At 53.0% G+C, this 17169-nt stretch carries 12 protein-coding genes and 2 other RNA genes; 6 read left to right on the top strand and 8 right to left on the bottom strand.

The window, feature by feature from the left end; all coding sequences use genetic code 11:
- Positions 1 to 129, top strand: a non-coding RNA gene (locus J4728_RS23475) — RtT sRNA.
- Between the two features lie 50 nt (positions 130 to 179).
- A non-coding RNA gene (locus J4728_RS23470) (RtT sRNA) lies at positions 180 to 310 on the top strand.
- A 102-nt stretch (positions 311 to 412) separates the two neighbouring features.
- Here J4728_RS23470 and J4728_RS23465 read toward each other — a convergent pair.
- The 6 genes from J4728_RS23465 to narK all read right to left on the bottom strand — a co-directional run bounded on the left by J4728_RS23465 (position 413) and on the right by narK (position 10628).
- The gene (locus J4728_RS23465; protein WP_208212508.1) at positions 413 to 1942 is read right to left on the bottom strand and encodes a tetratricopeptide repeat protein; all 1530 of its coding nucleotides are present in this window, start codon (positions 1940 to 1942) and stop codon (positions 413 to 415) included.
- Between the two features lie 241 nt (positions 1943 to 2183).
- Entirely contained in the window at positions 2184 to 2861 is a 678-nt protein-coding gene (gene narI / locus J4728_RS23460) for a respiratory nitrate reductase subunit gamma (RefSeq protein WP_000545594.1), read from the bottom strand.
- Entirely contained in the window at positions 2861 to 3571 is a 711-nt protein-coding gene (gene narJ, locus J4728_RS23455) for a nitrate reductase molybdenum cofactor assembly chaperone (RefSeq protein WP_000571668.1), read from the bottom strand. Before narJ ends, narI begins: the two co-directional genes overlap by 1 nt.
- The gene (gene narH, locus J4728_RS23450; RefSeq protein WP_000702629.1) at positions 3568 to 5103 is read right to left on the bottom strand and encodes a nitrate reductase subunit beta; all 1536 of its coding nucleotides are present in this window, start codon (positions 5101 to 5103) and stop codon (positions 3568 to 3570) included. The genes narJ and narH overlap by 4 nt, the downstream gene beginning before the upstream one ends.
- Entirely contained in the window at positions 5100 to 8843 is a 3744-nt protein-coding gene (locus tag J4728_RS23445; RefSeq protein ID WP_208212507.1) for a nitrate reductase subunit alpha, read from the bottom strand. The genes narH and J4728_RS23445 overlap by 4 nt, the downstream gene beginning before the upstream one ends.
- Positions 8844 to 9230: 387 nt before the next feature.
- Positions 9231 to 10628: a nitrate transporter NarK gene (narK, locus tag J4728_RS23440; RefSeq protein WP_000019848.1), complete on the bottom strand. Its 1398-nt coding sequence runs from the start codon at positions 10626 to 10628 to the stop codon at positions 9231 to 9233.
- A 340-nt stretch (positions 10629 to 10968) separates the two neighbouring features.
- On the opposite strand from narK, the gene narX reads away from it, so the two are divergent.
- Both narX and narL read left to right on the top strand, forming a co-directional pair.
- On the top strand, positions 10969 to 12765 hold the full coding sequence (narX, locus tag J4728_RS23435) for a nitrate/nitrite two-component system sensor histidine kinase NarX (RefSeq protein WP_000476244.1): 1797 nt from the start codon (positions 10969 to 10971) through the stop codon (positions 12763 to 12765).
- Positions 12758 to 13408: a two-component system response regulator NarL gene (gene narL / locus J4728_RS23430; protein WP_001064598.1), complete on the top strand. Its 651-nt coding sequence runs from the start codon at positions 12758 to 12760 to the stop codon at positions 13406 to 13408. Before narX ends, narL begins: the two co-directional genes overlap by 8 nt.
- On the opposite strand, the gene J4728_RS23425 is transcribed toward narL, so the two are convergent.
- Positions 13409 to 14833, bottom strand: coding sequence for a YchO/YchP family invasin (locus tag J4728_RS23425; RefSeq protein ID WP_001116350.1), 1425 nt, complete (start codon positions 14831 to 14833; stop codon positions 13409 to 13411).
- A gap of 176 nt (positions 14834 to 15009) precedes the next feature.
- Between J4728_RS23425 and J4728_RS23420 the strand changes: the two genes are divergently transcribed.
- Complete coding sequence (locus J4728_RS23420; protein WP_208212505.1) at positions 15010 to 15363, top strand: DsrE/DsrF/TusD sulfur relay family protein; 354 nt, start codon at positions 15010 to 15012, stop codon at positions 15361 to 15363.
- Between the two features lie 79 nt (positions 15364 to 15442).
- Here J4728_RS23420 and chaB read toward each other — a convergent pair whose 3' ends face one another.
- Complete coding sequence (chaB, locus tag J4728_RS23415) at positions 15443 to 15673, bottom strand: putative cation transport regulator ChaB (protein WP_001519701.1); 231 nt, start codon at positions 15671 to 15673, stop codon at positions 15443 to 15445.
- Positions 15674 to 15939: 266 nt separating this feature from the next.
- On the opposite strand from chaB, the gene chaA reads away from it, so the two are divergent.
- A complete protein-coding gene (gene chaA / locus J4728_RS23410; protein ID WP_208212503.1) occupies positions 15940 to 17040 on the top strand; it encodes a sodium-potassium/proton antiporter ChaA in 1101 nt (366 codons plus the stop codon).
- The last annotated feature ends 129 nt before the right edge of the window (positions 17041 to 17169 follow it).

Genomic DNA, 17169 nt, shown 5'->3' with positions numbered 1-17169 from the left:
TCTACCCATGCGGGGAAGGATGAGAAGCTTCGACTAAGGTTCGATTCGAGCGCAGCGAGAAAGCGTTGCCGCAGGCAACGACCCGAAGGGCGAAGCGCGCAGCGCTGAGTAATCCTTCCCCCACCACCATCATGATTTTCAGAAAGCATCTAACCTTCATTCGACATCGGTTTGTCATAATTCTACCCATGCGGGGAAGGATGAGAAGCTTCGACTAAGGTTCGATTCGAGCGCAGCGAGAAAGCGTTGCCGCAGGCAACGACCCGAAGGGCGAAGCGCGCAGCGCTGAGTAATCCTTCCCCCACCACCATTACTTCATAAGGCACCAATTTCAAATCAATCAGCACTGCCCCGTATCCTTACCCCACAGGCAGACTGCACTCCATGGCGCCATGGCTTATTGGCTATCTTATCAATACTTCTTCCTGACAATCTTTTTCGCCTCCTTTGATTGGTTGATTTTTCGCCTGATGAGATCAAAGGCGGCATATGTCTCGCTAAGTTGATCTGGGGTGAGCGTTCCCTTGAGTCGGTTTCTTTCGGCAATGAGCGCTGAACAATCATCCTTAGATTTTTCCGTATATATACTTGCCATGTAATACCAAATATAGGCCTGCTTATTATCTTTAGGCACACCCTGGCGCCCATGAGCATAAATTTCCCCAAGCGCTGATTGTGCCGGAGTAAACCCCTGCTCTGCCGCTTTGAGGTACCACTTCAGCGCATTCCGGCTATTTTCAGGCACGCCTCTTCCCGTGCTATATGCTACGCCAAGCTGATATTGCGCTTTCGCAAAATCCTGTTTTGCTGCTTTTCGATACCATGCGATAGCCTGTCTGTCGCTTTGCGCGACGCCGCGACCAAATGCAGACATGATGCCCAGATGCGTTTGCGCAGCAGGCAGCCCCTGGCGAGCGGCTTTGCGATACCACGCCAGCGCCTGTTGGTAGTCCTGAGAAACGCCCTCACCCTGCATAAACATCACGCCGATCGCATCCTGCGCCTCGGCCAATCCTTGCGCTGCGGCTCTGCGATACCACTCCAGCGCCAGGTTGTGATCTTTCAATAAGTGATAACCGTTGTAATACCATACGCCAAAATTGTACTGTACCTTTGCCATCACGCGTTGCGCTGTTTTTCGATACCACGTCTGAGAGTGAACCCGGTCAGCGGGATGCGCTTTATCATAGAGCGCATTCAGCGGAATGTGGCCTGGCGTATAGCTGCCTGGTATACCTTCATTAAGCCAGTAAACTGCCTGACGATAATCCTGAGGCACGCCTTCACCATAAAAATAGGCAACGCCGAGATAAAGTTGCGCGGGGTAGTACATATTTTCCGCCGCTTTACGCATCAAGATCGCCGTTTGCTGATAATCCTGAGGAACGCCCTGACCGTGGGCGTACATTACTCCAAGCTTAAATTGTGCTGACGAAGCTGAACCCTGTCCGCGGACAACGCCCGCATCATTGGTTGGAGAGGCGGCTTTTCGATACCACTCCAGCGCTAGCTGGGTATTTTGGGGAAACCCATCGCCATACATATAGGCGTCACCGAGGATTTCTTGCGTACTACTATCCCCTAGCTCTGCCGCCTTGCGATACCACTCCAGCGCTTTTTGTCGACTAAGTGGAAAATTTTCACCATAGTTGTAATGATAGCCAAGGATGAAATAGGAAAAATCAGAACCTTGTTTACCCGCTTTCTCCAGCCATTTTATGGCTAGTTTATAATCAGGCTTAACGTATCGCCCCTCCGCATACCAGCTTCCAAGCGAGAACTGCGCGCTTTCATCTCCTTGTTCCGCTTTTTGCTCTAATTCCTGAACGTACTGGCATTCTTCTGAGTCGGCGGGATAGCGCTCCTCGCAGACAGCAGCGTGAGCCATTTTTGAAATAAATATATTTAATATTATTATTTTGAAAATTGATGAAAAACGCATACAACTATCCTTATTGTCGTTTATGGCGTGATTATATGCTGCATCATCATTTTTCTGCTTACAAAAAACTCGCACAGATGCTGAATAAACCCAAAAACAAAGAGTACGGATTCAGATGCCAGACATGGCAGACCCGCTGTAAACGAAACAAGGCGGCGGTCGATAAGGCATTTATGCCGCACTCCGGCAAACAGCCATAAAAAAACTCCGCCGAAGCGGAGTTTAGGGCATCGAGAGAAAATCAGTGACGTGCACGAACAATCTGGTATTTGCGGGTCAGATACTCGACCGGCACGCTCCAGATATGCACCAGGCGCGAGAATGGGAACAACAGGAACAGCGTCATCCCCAGTACCAGGTGCATACGGAAGATAAAGGCTACACCATCCAGATGTGCGGATGCGCCACCGTGGAAGGTCACAACTGACTGCGCCCACCCGACCAGCTTCATCATTTCACTCCCGTCCATATGCTGGGCGGAGAACGGAATGGTCAGCAGGCCCAGCGCGCACTGAATCACCAGCAGCGAGAGAATCAAAATATCTGCGCCGGTAGTGGTGGCGCGGACACGTGGGCTAAACAGACGACGCTTGAGCAGTAAAATACCGCCAACCAGCGTCAGCACGCCGCAGGCGCCGCCGGCAATCATCGCCATCTTCTGCTTCACGTCGACCGGCAGAAAAGCTTCATACATCCAGTGCGGCGTTAACATGCCCAGGAAGTGACCGGCGAAAATACCCAGAATCCCAATGTGGAACAGGTTTGACGCCAGGTTCATTCCTTTGCGATCCAGCATCTGACTGGAAGCCGCCCGCCAGGTGTACTGGCCGTAGTCGTAACGTAACCAACTACCGATCAGAAATACCGATCCGGCAATGTACGGGTAGATATCAAAGAAGAACATATTCAGGAAGTGCATTAGTGCTGTCCTCCGGTGGTGATATTCAGATATTGCGGCGCCACGGCCCCGGCAAAACGACGCTGGTGAGCGGAGATTTCCGACTCGCCACACCCCTGATCGGCGAAGAATTTCACCTGCTCTTCTTCCCAGACCGCATCCAACGCCTGTGGGGTATCATCACGTGCTTCATTCGCAATTTTTTCAGCCACTTTGTCGCTGTCGATAACGGTATTCGCCAGTTTTAACAGCAGATCGAACAGCACCGCATAACGGCTGTCACGCTGTTGCAAACGTGCGCTGAGCAGCGCCAGAATCGGCGCGATATCCTGTAAACCCCCTAACGCTTCACTTTTCGGCAATTGCGCAAGGTATTCCAGATACAGCGGCAGATGATCGGGAAGTTCGCGGCTGTCGAGCTGCAAACCGTGCTGCTCATACTGTGCCATCAGGTCAACCATCGCCTGACCGCGATCGCGGGATTCCCCGTGTACATGTTCAAACAGCAGCAGCGATGTGGCGCGACCACGGTCAAACAGTTCACTGTAGGCGGCCTGTACATCCAGCATGTCCTGCGCGGTTAAATCGCGCAGGAAAACGCCCAGAGTCTGGGCATCCTCTTTATCCAGGTTCTCAGATGACGCGAGCGCATCGAACAACTCCTGCTGATGCTGCCACAGGGCAGCATCCGGGTACTCGAGCAGACGCGAAACAATGACGAGTTCAATCATGCGTGCGGCTCCGTTTTGCTGGTCACATCAACAGCGTCGATGCGGCGGCTGTTGAACAGATTGAATTTGGTATCAGACCCGTGGCAACCATCGCCGAAGGTAAAGCCACAACCGCTTTTCTCCGGGAATGCGTCACGCGCCAGTTCACGATGGCTGCTCGGTACCACAAAGCGATCTTCATAATTAGCAATCGCCAGATAACGATACATTTCCTGCGCCTGGGCTTCGCTTAAACCCACCTCTTCCAGCGCGCGGGTATCCACTTTACCGTCTACGGTTTCCGCACGTTTGTAGTGACGCATCGCCAGCATCCGTTTCAGCGCCAACAGTACCGGCTGGGTGTCGCCAGCGGTCAACAAGTTCGCCAGGTACTGCACCGGGATACGCAGACTGTCTACATCCGGCAGAATACCGTTGCTGCCCAGTTCACCCGCGTCGGCGGCAGACTGAATCGGCGACAGCGGCGGCACGTACCAGACCATCGGCAGCGTGCGGTATTCCGGATGCAGCGGCAGCGCCAGCTTCCAGTCCATCGCCATTTTGTACACTGGCGATTGCTGCGCCGCATCGATCACGCTCTGCGGCACGCCGTCCTTCAGCGCCTGCTCAATGACAGCCGGATCGTTTGGATCGAGGAACACGTCCAGTTGACGCTGGTACAGATCTTTTTCGTTTTCCGTACTGGCGGCGCTTTCAATGGCATCGGCGTCATACAGCAGTACGCCAAGATAACGGATACGACCCACGCAGGTTTCCGAGCAAACAGTCGGCTGACCAGCTTCGATACGCGGGTAGCAGAAGATGCACTTCTCGGACTTGCCGCTCTTCCAGTTGAAGTAAATCTTCTTGTACGGGCAGCCGGTGATGCACATCCGCCAGCCGCGGCACTTGTCCTGGTCGATCAGCACGATGCCATCTTCTTCACGCTTGTAGATAGCACCGCTCGGGCAGGTCGCCACGCACGCCGGGTTGAGACAGTGCTCGCACAGGCGCGGCAGGTACATCATGAAGGTGTTTTCGAACTGGCCGTACATCGCCTTCTGCATGTTTTCAAAGTTCTGGTCTTTAGCGCGTTTTTCGAACTCGCCGCCCAGAATCTCTTCCCAGTTTGGCCCGCTGGTAATTTTGTCCATCCGCTGGCCGGTAATCAGCGAGCGCGGACGCGCGATCGGCTGATGTTTGCTTTCCGGCGCGGTATGCAGGTTCTGGTAGTCGTAATCAAACGGCTCGTAGTAGTCGTCGATGCCCGGCAGATGCGGGTTAGCGAAGATTTTACCCAGCAGCAGCGCCCGGTTGCCCATGCGCGGCTGTAGTTTGCCGTTGATTTTGCGGATCCAGCCGCCTTTCCATTTTTCCTGATTTTCCCAGTCATTCGGAAAACCAACGCCAGGCTTACTTTCTACGTTGTTAAACCAGGCGTATTCCATACCTTCGCGACTGGTCCAGACGTTTTTACAGGTGACTGAACAGGTATGACAGCCGATGCACTTATCGAGATTCAGCACCATGCCGACTTGTGAACGAATTTTCATTTTACGCTCTCCTGTACCTGGTCATTGCCTTCGCCATCCAACCAGTTAATGTTCTTCATCTTACGTACCACCACAAACTCATCGCGGTTGGAGCCGACGGTACCGTAGTAGTTAAAGCCGTAGGCTAACTGCGCATAGCCGCCGATCATATGGGTCGGTTTCGGCGTAATGCGCGTCACCGAGTTATGAATACCGCCGCGCTGCTGGGTAATTTCCGACCCCGGCAGGTTTACGATACGTTCCTGCGCGTGGTACATCATGGTCATGCCCGCCGGTACACGCTGGCTGACCACTGCACGTGCGGTCAATGCGCCGTTACTGTTGAAGACTTCGATCCAGTCGTTATCTTCAATGCCCAGATCTTTGGCGTCGGTTTCGCTCATCCACACAATCGGGCCGCCACGCGACAAGGTCAGCATCAACAGGTTATCGCTGTAGGTCGAGTGGATACCCCATTTCTGGTGCGGCGTCAGGAAGTTGAGCGCCTTCTCCGGATTACCGTTGGATTTACGCCCCATCACCGCTTTCACCGAGCGGGTGTCGATCGGTGGGCGATACACCAGCAGACTTTCGCCGAAGTCGCGCATCCACTGGTGATCCTGATACAACTGTTGGCGACCAGACAGCGTACGCCATGGGATCAGCTCGTGAACGTTGGTATAACCGGCGTTATAAGAAACGTGCTCATCTTCCAGACCAGACCAGGTCGGGCTGGAGATAATTTTGCGCGGCTGGGCCTGAATATCGCGGAAGCGGATTTTCTCTTCTTCTTTATTGGTTGCCAGATGCGTATGGTCGCGACCGGTAAACTCGCTCAGCGCCGCCCAGGCTTTCACCGCCACCTGACCGTTGGTTTCCGGCGCTAACGTCAGGATCATCTCTGCCGCGTCAATCGCCGTGTTGAGCATCGGCTGGCCTTTCGCCGGACCGTCCGCTTTGGTGTAATTAAGCTTACGCAGCAAGTCCATTTCGCTTTGCGTGTTCCAGGCAATCCCTTTCCCGCCGTTGCCGATTTTCTCCATCAGCGGGCCGATAGAGGTAAAGCGTTCGTAAGTCGCCGGGTAATCGCGCTCAACGGTCATGATGTGCGGCGCGGTTTTCCCTGGAATCAGATCGCATTCGCCTTTTTTCCAGTCTTTCACGTCCAGCGGCTGCGCCAGTTCAGCGGCAGAATCGTGCTGGATCGGCAGCGTCACGACGTCAGTCTCTTTACCCAGGTGGCCTACACAGACTTCGGAGAATTTCTTCGCAATGCCTTTGTAGATTTCCCAGTCGCTTTTCGATTCCCAGGCCGGATCTACGGCGGCAGACAGCGGATGAATAAACGGATGCATATCCGAGGTATTCATATCGTCTTTTTCATACCAGGTCGCCGTCGGCAGTACGATATCGGAGTACAGGCAGGTGCTCGACAGGCGGAAATCCAGCGTCACCACCAGATCCAGTTTGCCGTCCAGGCCATTGTCACGCCACTCCACTTCTTCCGGCTTCACTCCGCCCTGTTTACCCAGATCCAGCCCCTGAATACCATGCTCAGTACCCAGCAGATATTTCAGCATATACTCATGGCCCTTACCGGAAGACCCAAGCAGGTTAGAACGCCAGATGAACAGGTTACGCGGGTGGTTTTTACCGTTTTCCGGCTGCTCGGCGGCAAAGCGAATCGAACCCTCTTTCAGGGATTTGACGGTATAATCTACCGGCGTCATACCGGCTTTTTCCGCTTCACGCGCAATATACAGCGGGTTAGTGCCTAACTGCGGCGCCGACGGCAACCAGCCCATACGCTCGGCGCGCACATTGAAGTCAATCAGATGACCGCTATAGCGGGATTTGTCCGCCATCGGCGACAGTAACTCCTCGGCGGTCACCGTCTCGTAGCGCCACTGGCTGGAGTGGTTATAGAAGTAAGAGGTGCTATTCATGTGACGCGCCGGACGCTGCCAGTCAAGGGCAAACGCCAGCGGCTGCCAGCCGGTCTGCGGACGCAGTTTTTCCTGGCCGACGTAGTGCGCCCAACCGCCGCCGCTCTGACCAACGCAACCACAGAACACCAACATATTGATCAGCCCGCGATAGTTCATATCGAGGTGATACCAGTGGTTCAGACCGGCGCCAACGATAATCATTGAACGCCCGTGCGTTTTGTCCGCGTTATCGGCGAACTCCCGTGCGATACGGATGATCTGCGCCCGCGGCACGCCGGTGATCTGCTCGGCCCATGCTGGCGTATACGCTTTGGTATCATCATAACTGGCGGCACAATTTTCATCGTTCAGGCCGCGTTCCAGACCATAGTTCGCCATGGTCAGGTCATACACGGTGGTGACTAACGCTGAAGAGCCATCGGCCAGTTGCAGACGTTTTGCCGGCAGTTTATGCAGCAGGACGTTATCCAGCGCCACATGATTAAAGTACTCTGAACCCTCGCCGCCGAAATACGGGAAGCCCACGCCAGCAATCTCATCCTGGCTGCCCAGCAAGCTGAGCTGCAATTCAGTTTCTGCACCGGTAGTCCCGTCGCGCTGTTCGAGGTTCCATTTGCCTTTTTCGCCCCAGCGGAAACCAATTGAACCGTTTGGCGCCACCATTTCACCGTTGCTGTTGATAGCGACGGTTTTCCATTCCGGGTTATTTTCCTGCCCCAGCGAATCAACGAGATCGGCAGCGCGCAGCATACGACCTGCGGCATAATAACCATCACGCTCTTCAAGCATCACCAGCATTGGCATGTCGGTATAGCGACGGACATAATCGGTGAAGTACTGGCGCGGGTTGTCGAGGTGGAACTCGCGCAGCATGACGTGGCCCATCGCCAGCGCCATCGCCGCATCGGTCCCCTGCTTCGGTGCCAGCCACAGATCGCACAGTTTGGCGATTTCAGCATAGTCCGGCGTCACCGCGACGGTTTTGGTGCCTTTGTAACGTACTTCGGTAAAGAAGTGGGCATCCGGCGTACGGGTTTGCGGCACGTTAGAGCCCCAGGCGATAATATAGCTGGAGTTGTACCAGTCAGCGGATTCCGGCACGTCGGTCTGCTCGCCCCAGGTTTGCGGGGAGGCTGGCGGCAGGTCGCAGTACCAGTCGTAGAAGCTCAGGCAGGTACCGCCAATCAGCGAAAGATAACGTGCGCCGGAAGCGTAGGAGACCATCGACATCGCCGGAATGGGTGAGAAGCCCGCGACGCGGTCAGGACCATAGGTTTTCACGGTGTACACGTTGGAGGCGGCGATCAGCTCGTTCACTTCCTGCCATGAGGAGCGAACAAAGCCGCCACGACCACGCGCCTGTTTGAAGCTTTTGGCTTTATCGGCATCTTCAATAATGGAGGCCCATGCCTCTACCGGATCGCGATGCAGTTTTTTCGCCTCGCGCCACATCTTCATCAGACGTTTGCGCATTAGCGGATATTTCAGTCGGTTAGCGCTGTAGAGATACCAGGAGTAACTTGCCCCGCGCGGGCAGCCGCGAGGTTCATGGTTTGGCATATCGGGACGGGTGCGTGGGTAATCGGTTTGCTGTGTTTCCCAGGTCACCAGACCATTTTTGACATAAATTTTCCAGCTACAAGAACCGGTGCAGTTCACCCCATGGGTTGAGCGCACAATTTTGTCATGCTGCCAACGTTGGCGGTATCCGTCCTCCCAGTCCCGGTTTGTTTCGAGAAGCTGGCCGTGCCCATCGGCAAAGGTTTCGCCCTTCTGCTTGAAGTAGCGAAACCGGTCCAGGAATTTACTCATCGGGTTTCTCCTGTGTGGAACCTTACGGCTCTCTGATAAATCGACATTGCTTAACTAAGGGCGAAGGTAACGCGCTGAATGGGCGTGAGAATTGATAACGATCAAGGCGGACAGGGATGCAAATGGCGCGCAAACCTCCTGCATACTCCTTTTGGAGGAGGAGTTTTATTTATATATATTACTGATTTAATTACATAAAATTAAATTTACGCACGACATGAATGTTAAATTTTCAACAAGTGGGTATTAAGGGGTATCCCCCTGGATGACCGATAAAAATGTGCGTGGTCAGCCCTGTCGCGCCTCTCTTCTTGATTATAAGTATGTTGTAACTAAATGCGGGTAAAAAAAAGCGCGGTCTAACGCCGCGCAAAGGATAATCAAAAGTTACTTTTTATTTTTAGAATGACGTCCATATACCGCCCAGGTAATAACGACGCAGGCGATATAGAAAATAAGAAAGACTTTCATCGCGCCGACTGGCGAACCGGTTAAGGCTAAAGATGAACCAAACGCTTTCGGAATAAAAAAGCCGCCAATCGCGCCAATCGCGGAAATAAAGCCCAGCGCCGCCGCCGTATCGGTCGCCGCTTCACGCATGGCTCTTTCGTCCGACCCGCCTTCCGCTTTTACCCGGTCCATCGTCAGTTTACGGAAGATAACGGAGATCATCTGGAAGGTAGAACCACTCCCCAACCCAGCCGTCAGGAACAGCGCCAGAAATACCCCGTAGAACGCGATAAAGCTACCGCCAACGCCGCCAGTAGGTAATGTCAGGAACAGCAGACCGCTGAAAATCGCCATCAGGACAAAGTTGATAAGCGTGACGCGAGTCCCCCCCAGACGGTCAGAAATTGCGCCGCCTGCCGAACGCGCCAGCGCGCCGATAAACGGACCGAAAAACGCATAATGCAGGATCTGCACATCCGGGAATTGCGTTTTAGACAGCATAGCGAACCCCGCGGAGAAACCGATAAACGATCCGAAGGTCGCCAGATACAGCAGACTCATGATCCACAGATGACCACGTTTGAGCACCGGCAGTTGCTCTTTTAGCGAGGCCTTAGACGTCGCCAGTTCGTTCATGCCGAACCACGCTGCCAGCGTAAAAATGGCCAGGAAAGGCACCCAAATCCAGGCTGCGTTCGCCAGATAGAGCTGAGAACCGTCCGGCTGCTCTACACCGTGGCTGCCAAAGGCGGCAAAGATAGAGAGCGAAACCACCAGCGGCGCAACCAGCTGCATCACACTCACGCCCATATTGCCCAGACCGCCGTTCAGACCCAGCGCGCCGCCCTGCTTTTGTTTAGGAAAGAAAAAGCTGATGTTCGCCATACTGGAGGCAAAGTTCGCGCCGGCAAAACCACACAGCAAGGAAATAATAATGAAAGTGCTAAATGGCGTACTGGTATCCTGAACCGCAAAGCCTAACCATACGCAAGGCACGATGAGGATACCGGTACTGAACGCTGTCCAGCGACGTCCGCCAAATAGCGGCACCATAAAGGAGTAAGGCACCCGTAGCAGCGCGCCGGAAACAGATGGCAGCGCAGTCAACATAAAGAGCTGATCGGTCGTAAAATTAAATCCCACTTTCGGCAGGTTCACCGCCACTGCGCTGAATAGCATCCAGACGCAAAACGCCAGCAGTAAACACGGGACAGAAATCCACAAATTACGGCTGGCGACACGATGGCCGCGCTGCTGCCAGAATGCCGGATCTTCCGGACGCCATTCCGTGATAACAGCGCCAGTTGCCCTTTCCGGGGCGGATGAGTGACTCATAGACACCTCTGATTCTTGATTTGATGTCTGCCACATTAGGGTTTACTGCCGAAGGTAAGTTGATATAAATCAAAGGAAAAGTCGTCATCACCGGCGACTAAAAATAGTTATTACCCTTAATGAGTAGGCTATTTTGGTAAAAAAGCTGTGGTTTTTCACCATGCTGTGTCTGTCTACTCCTTCCCGTCGCAGATACCTCTCTACGGCGGCAATTAAGGAGTAACTCGTTATAGGTATGGGTATACTCCGCTGTATCGTTGAGAATAGCGGCACAGCCGATTGACGCCCCTCTTTTTTGCTACGTTTTTTCGGCGACATTACCCCGAAGAAAGAAGGTAACATGTTTAAACGGTGTTTCTCTCCTCTTACGCTGGTTAACCAACTGGCGCTGATTGTCATGCTCTCTACCGCTATCGGCGTGGCGGGGATGGCGGTTTCCGGCTGGCTGGTTCAGGGCGTACAGGGTAGCGCTCATGCGATTAATAAAGCGGGCTCATTGCGTATGCAAAGCTATCGACTACTGGCAGCTGTCCCGCTGGATGCTAAAGATCAAAAGCTGCTGGATGAGATGGAGCAAACGGCATTCAGCCCGGAACTGACCCGCGCCGCTGAGCGAGACGGGCAGCAGAAGCAGCTTAAAGCGTTGCAGGATTACTGGCATAACGAACTCTCGCCAGGACTACAGCACGCGCAAAACGCGCACGCGGTCGCAGAAGATGTCACGCGCTTTGTGGCGGGCCTGGATCGCCTAGTGACGTCGTTCGACCATACTACTGAATTGCGTATCGAACGCGTGGTATTAGTTCACCGGGTAATGGCGATCTTTATGGCGCTATTGCTGGTATTTACGATTATCTGGCTACGTGTTCGCCTTTTGCAGCCCTGGAAACAGTTGTTATCAATGGCGCGCGCCGTCAGTCAGCGCGACTTTACCCAACGTGCCAATATCAGTGGACGCAATGAGATGGCCGCGTTGGGTTCTGCGCTCAATAATATGTCTGAAGAACTGGCCGAAAGTTATGCGGTACTGGAACAGCGCGTACAGGAAAAAACAGCCGGTCTGGAACATAAAAACCAGATTCTCTCGTTTTTGTGGCAAGCCAACCGCCGACTGCATTCACAGGCTCCGCTATGTGAACGTCTTTCGCCGGTACTGAATGGCCTGCAAAATTTAACCCAGTTGCATGATATTGAGCTGCGAGTCTATGACCTGGAAGATGAAGATAATCATCAGGAATTTACCTGTCAGTCGGACATCAGTTGCGATGATAAAGGCTGCCACCTTTGCCCACGTAGCGCCCTGCCGATGATTAACGGCGGCACCACCTTAAAATGGCGGCTCACCGACTCTCACACCCAATACGGTATTTTGCTGGCGACGCTGCCCTATGGACGCCATCTCAGCCACGATCAGCAACAGTTGGTGGACACGCTGGTTGAACAGCTTACCGCGACTCTGGCGCTCGACAGGCATCAGGAGCGCCAGCAGCAGTTGATTGTCATGGAAGAGCGTGCCACCATTGCCCGCGAACTGCATGATTCTATTGCCCAGTCGCTCTCTTGTATGAAGATGCAGGTGAGCTGCCTGCAAATGCAGGGCGACGTGTTACCGGAAAGCAGCCGTGAGTTACTCAGCCAAATTCGCAATGAGCTGAACTGCTCCTGGGCGCAACTGCGCGAACTGTTAACCACTTTCCGCTTACAGTTGACGGAACCCGGGCTACGTCCGGCGCTGGAAGCAAGCTGCCAGGAGTTCAGCGCCCGGTTTGGCTTTACGGTAAAACTGGATTATCAGCTTCCCCCCCGCCTGGTGCCGTCACACCAGGCGATACACCTGTTGCAAATTGCCAGGGAAGCCCTCAGCAACGCCCTTAAACACTCTCATGCCGACGATGTGGTGGTGACAGTGACGCAATGTGGCAAACAGGTCAAACTAAAAGTGCAGGATAATGGCTGCGGCGTCCCGGAAAACGCCGAACGCAGTAATCACTACGGCATGATCATCATGCGCGATCGGGCGCAAAGTTTGCGCGGCGATTGCCAGGTACGCCGACGCGAGACTGGCGGAACAGAGGTCACTGTTACTTTTATTCCAGAAACAAACTTCACAGAAACCCAGGGAGATACCCATGAATAATCAGGAACCGGCAACCATCCTGTTAATCGACGACCATCCGATGCTACGCACGGGTGTAAAGCAGCTTGTGAGTATGGCGCCCGATATCAGCGTGGTCGGAGAAGCCAGCAACGGTGAGCAGGGTATTGACCTGGCGGAATCGCTCGATCCCGATCTGATCCTCCTTGATTTGAATATGCCGGGAATGAATGGTCTCGAAACGCTGGATAAATTACGCGAAAAAGCGCTGTCAGGACGTATTGTCGTTTTCAGCGTATCCAACCATGAAGAAGATGTCGTCACGGCGCTAAAGCGCGGCGCGGATGGTTATCTGTTGAAAGACATGGAGCCGGAGGACTTGCTCAAAGCGTTACAACAGGCCGCCGCCGGCGAAATGGTATTAAGTGAAGCGTTAACGCCGGTACTGGCGGCCAGCCTGCGGGCCAACCGCGCCACCACCGATCGCGATGTAACGCAACTCACCCCGCGTGAGCGCGATATTCTGAAGCTCATCGCGCAGGGATTGCCGAATAAGATGATTGCCCGGCGTCTGGATATCACCGAAAGTACGGTCAAAGTGCACGTGAAACATATGCTCAAGAAAATGAAGCTGAAATCGCGCGTGGAGGCCGCCGTCTGGGTGCATCAGGAACGCATCTTTTAATTATTGCTCCTGGAACGGTTGCCAATGCGGATTATCGTCCGGCATCGTGATAAACGGTTCAGTCAGCGCGAGCGTGATCTCATTGGAAGAGACACGCTGACCTTTTTCATCTTCAACCACCACCGATAAACGCCAGCGATTTGCCGCGCCTTCGCGGTGATCCCAAGCCGGCATAATGATTGTCCAGCCCTCGGTACTGCGGGTGTCCGTTCCTGCCGTCAAACTTAATGCCTGTGTATCGCCCTGCCAGCTCAAATGACGAATACCGTGCACGCTGCGCACCTGCAATTTTAACGCAACCGTCTCACCAGGCGTAAGATCCCAGGGCGGCGTCGCCAGAAAAACCGTTAACGTTTTACGCTGCCGATACTCCATTGTCGGCAGCGAGTTACGTTGCGGCGTATCATAGCGGCTACCGCGTAATGACTGGCTTTGCGCCACTTCACTGGCGGCAAGCTGCTTTTTGAGCGGCACGCCGAAGCGGTAGTTAAGCGTCAGCCCCAGGTTATTCTGACTGACCCCGCTCTCGCCCTGTTTGTGCTGGGCGGTCATGGTAAGCAAAGGTACTGGCGTATAGTTGAGACCCAGTTTTAACGCGACAGGATTGTGATACCCCGTTCCGGAGTCAAACAGATCCACGCTATCGCCAAAGTACTGCTCCAGACTAACGCTGGTATTGATATGCTGGTAAAACGGCAGGCGCATTTGCGCGTTGATATCATATCCGCGCGCCATTCGCTGTTCTAAGGTCGCCGTATGCGTCTGCCAGTCGGCAAAAGGCTGATAATAGTTGGCGGATAAACGCAAATATTCTCCCCACGCCTCCGCGCCAAAGCCGGCGCGCTGTAGATTTTCATCCAGCAGATTATCGTAAAAGGTATTATAGCCAAGAAGCCAGCCATCCTGCGCCCAGCGCTGTCCTACGCCAATGTTGCTTACCAGTCCGTCAGTCTGTTGCGTAAGACCAAGCTGGCTCCAGGTCAGATAGCGCTGTTTATCCTGTAAAGGGATAAACCAGCTTCCGCGACTGCCGTTAAAATGACCTTCGTTATCGACGTTAATATCCACGCTGGCGCTGCCCCAGGCTGATAGCCAGCTTTCAAGCTGCTGGTTAACCTGCTCGCTGACCACATCGCGTACCTGTCCGAAAGCGAATTGCCGCGCCTGTTCACCAGTATCCAGATCGTTATTTTTCATGCTGGCTTCGCCAAACGCTTTGGCCATCTCGGCAAAATGCTTTTCCCCTTCGTGGGATTCCGGCATCATGCCTAAATCCGGCAGACGGTTTTGCGTGAAAGGATCTTGCGCCTGCGCACGGATCGTACCGCTGGCAGCCAGCAAGAGAAGCGAGAGTGAGAATGAACGAAAAACAATACGGCTCAACGTGTCGGCAACTTCTACAACAAAAGATAAGAGGAATGGCATCAGAGTAAACCATAACGTGTCCGGACAGGTTTTGCAGCCTTTTCTCGTGCTTCCAGGAATATCCTTATTTTTTCCGCAGAGCGTCCCGGGATTTTCTCCACGCATTTGGCGGTACCCGGTTCCCGAGGTAACATAACGCCATTGTCGACAAAATTTCTCGAGGAGAAGGGTTATCCATGCAAAATATCGTCATTATCGCTAACGGCGCCGCCTACGGCAGCGAATCATTATTTAATAGCCTGCGTCTGGCCATTGCGCTGCGCGAGCAGGAAAGCCATCTCGATTTACGCCTGTTTTTGATGTCAGATGCCGTAACCGCAGGGTTACGCGGTCAAAAACCAGCCGAAGGCTACAATATTCAGCAAATGCTGGAAATTCTGACCGCGCAAAACGTACCGGTAAAATTATGCAAAACCTGTGCGGACGGACGTGGTATCACTCCCCTGCCGCTGATTGACGGTGTGGAAATCGGAACGCTGGCCGAGCTGGCGCAATGGACGCTGGCAGCGGACAAAGTGCTGACATTTTGAATCTGTACGCGGGAAAAGCTCCCGCGTCAGGATAGACTACCGGCAAGAAAATCAGGCCAACACGTGAGTAATACCGCGTTTATTTTTTCTTATGCCATTTATCATCCTCGCCTTTTTCATAATCGTTTTTAACCGCCGCCCAGGCGACTTTGTGTGCGGTTTCCTCGCGACTGGCGTCATCACGACGATCGGCTTTATCTTTATATTGCTCCCAGGCGCTATTAAACGCTTCTTTGTAAATGTCCTGGGCATGGGTTGGAAGAACATTCCGCACATTATCGGGTAAATCACTTTTGGCTTTATACGGCATCAGCGCCTCCGTCTTCAGGGAAAACATTAAGTGTGGTAAACAATGCGTTATTACGCCAGTCGAGGAGGATTTTTGCTTTTTACGGAAATTAACTTTTTGTTATTTAAACACTGTTAAAACAAGATCGTTGTTTTACTGACCTTGAAAGAAAAAAATCGTCTACGCCGTAAAACTACGTAAAAAACCACTAAAAAAATACAAATTTCTGCTATTTTTACCTTCTTTACTCTTTCCAAAATATTAACACCTGCACAAGGGAGACCCTCATGACACATGCCTGTGAGGCGGTGAAAACCCGCCATAAGGAGACTTCGCTTATTTTCCCGATTCTTGCGCTGGTAGTGCTGTTCCTTTGGGGAAGCAGACAGTCACTACCAGTGGTTATTGGCATCAATATCCTTGCACTTATTGGTATTTTAAGCAGCGCATTTAGCGTGGTCCGTCATGCCGATGTATTAGCGCATCGACTCGGCGAACCCTATGGATCGCTTATTTTAAGCCTGTCCGTCGTTATTCTTGAGGTGAGTTTAATTTCAGCGCTGATGGCTACCGGCGATGCTGCGCCAACGCTTATGCGCGATACGCTCTACTCTATTATTATGATTGTCACCGGGGGACTGGTCGGTTTCTCGTTGTTGTTGGGCGGGCGTAAATTCGCAACGCAATATATGAATTTATTCGGGATTAAGCAGTATCTTATCGCGCTGTTTCCGCTGGCGATTATTGTGCTGGTTTTTCCAATGGCATTGCCGCAAGCCAATTTCTCTACCGGTCAGGCATTATTGGTCGCGTTAATTTCCGCCGCGATGTACGGCGTATTTTTGTTGATTCAAACCAAAACGCACCAGAGCTTATTTATCTATGAACATGAAGATGAAGGCGATGATGACAATCCACACCACGGTAAACCCTCCGCGCACAGTAGCGGCTGGCATACGGTCTGGTTACTCATTCATTTAATTGCGGTCATTGCCGTTACCAAAATGAATGCCAGCCCGCTGGAGGCGTTGCTGACCAGCATGAACGCCCCGGTCGCCTTTACCGGTTTCCTGGTCGCGCTGTTAATTCTCTCGCCGGAAGGACTGGGCGCGCTGAAGGCGGTACTGAATAATCAGGTTCAGCGGGCAATGAATCTGTTCTTCGGATCGGTGTTGGCGACGATTTCATTAACCGTGCCGGTCGTCACGCTCATCGCCTGGGCGACAGGTAATGATCTGGTGTTTGGTTTAGGCGCGCCGGAAATGGTAGTGATGGTGGCCTCGTTAGTGCTGTGCCATATTTCGTTCTCTACCGGACGCACCAACGTGCTAAACGGCGCGGCGCATCTGGCTTTATTTGCCGCCTATCTGATGACGATTTTTGCCTGATATAAATAAATATCCTCCGGCATAGCCGGAGGTTTTTCTGATGCGCCTGTAAGGCTTTCTTACCAGCCGCGCCCTAACAGGCGCATACGATCTGACATTTGCATCAAACTTCGTTACTTACGGCCCGTA

Origin of the sequence: Salmonella sp. 32070601201500089SM (genome assembly GCF_017573605.1) — a bacterium.
In the GTDB taxonomy this organism is placed as follows: Bacteria; Pseudomonadota; Gammaproteobacteria; order Enterobacterales; family Enterobacteriaceae; genus Salmonella; species Salmonella enterica.
The sequence above is the reverse complement of the archived record's forward strand: the minus strand, read 5'-3'. Positions and strand labels throughout refer to the sequence as shown.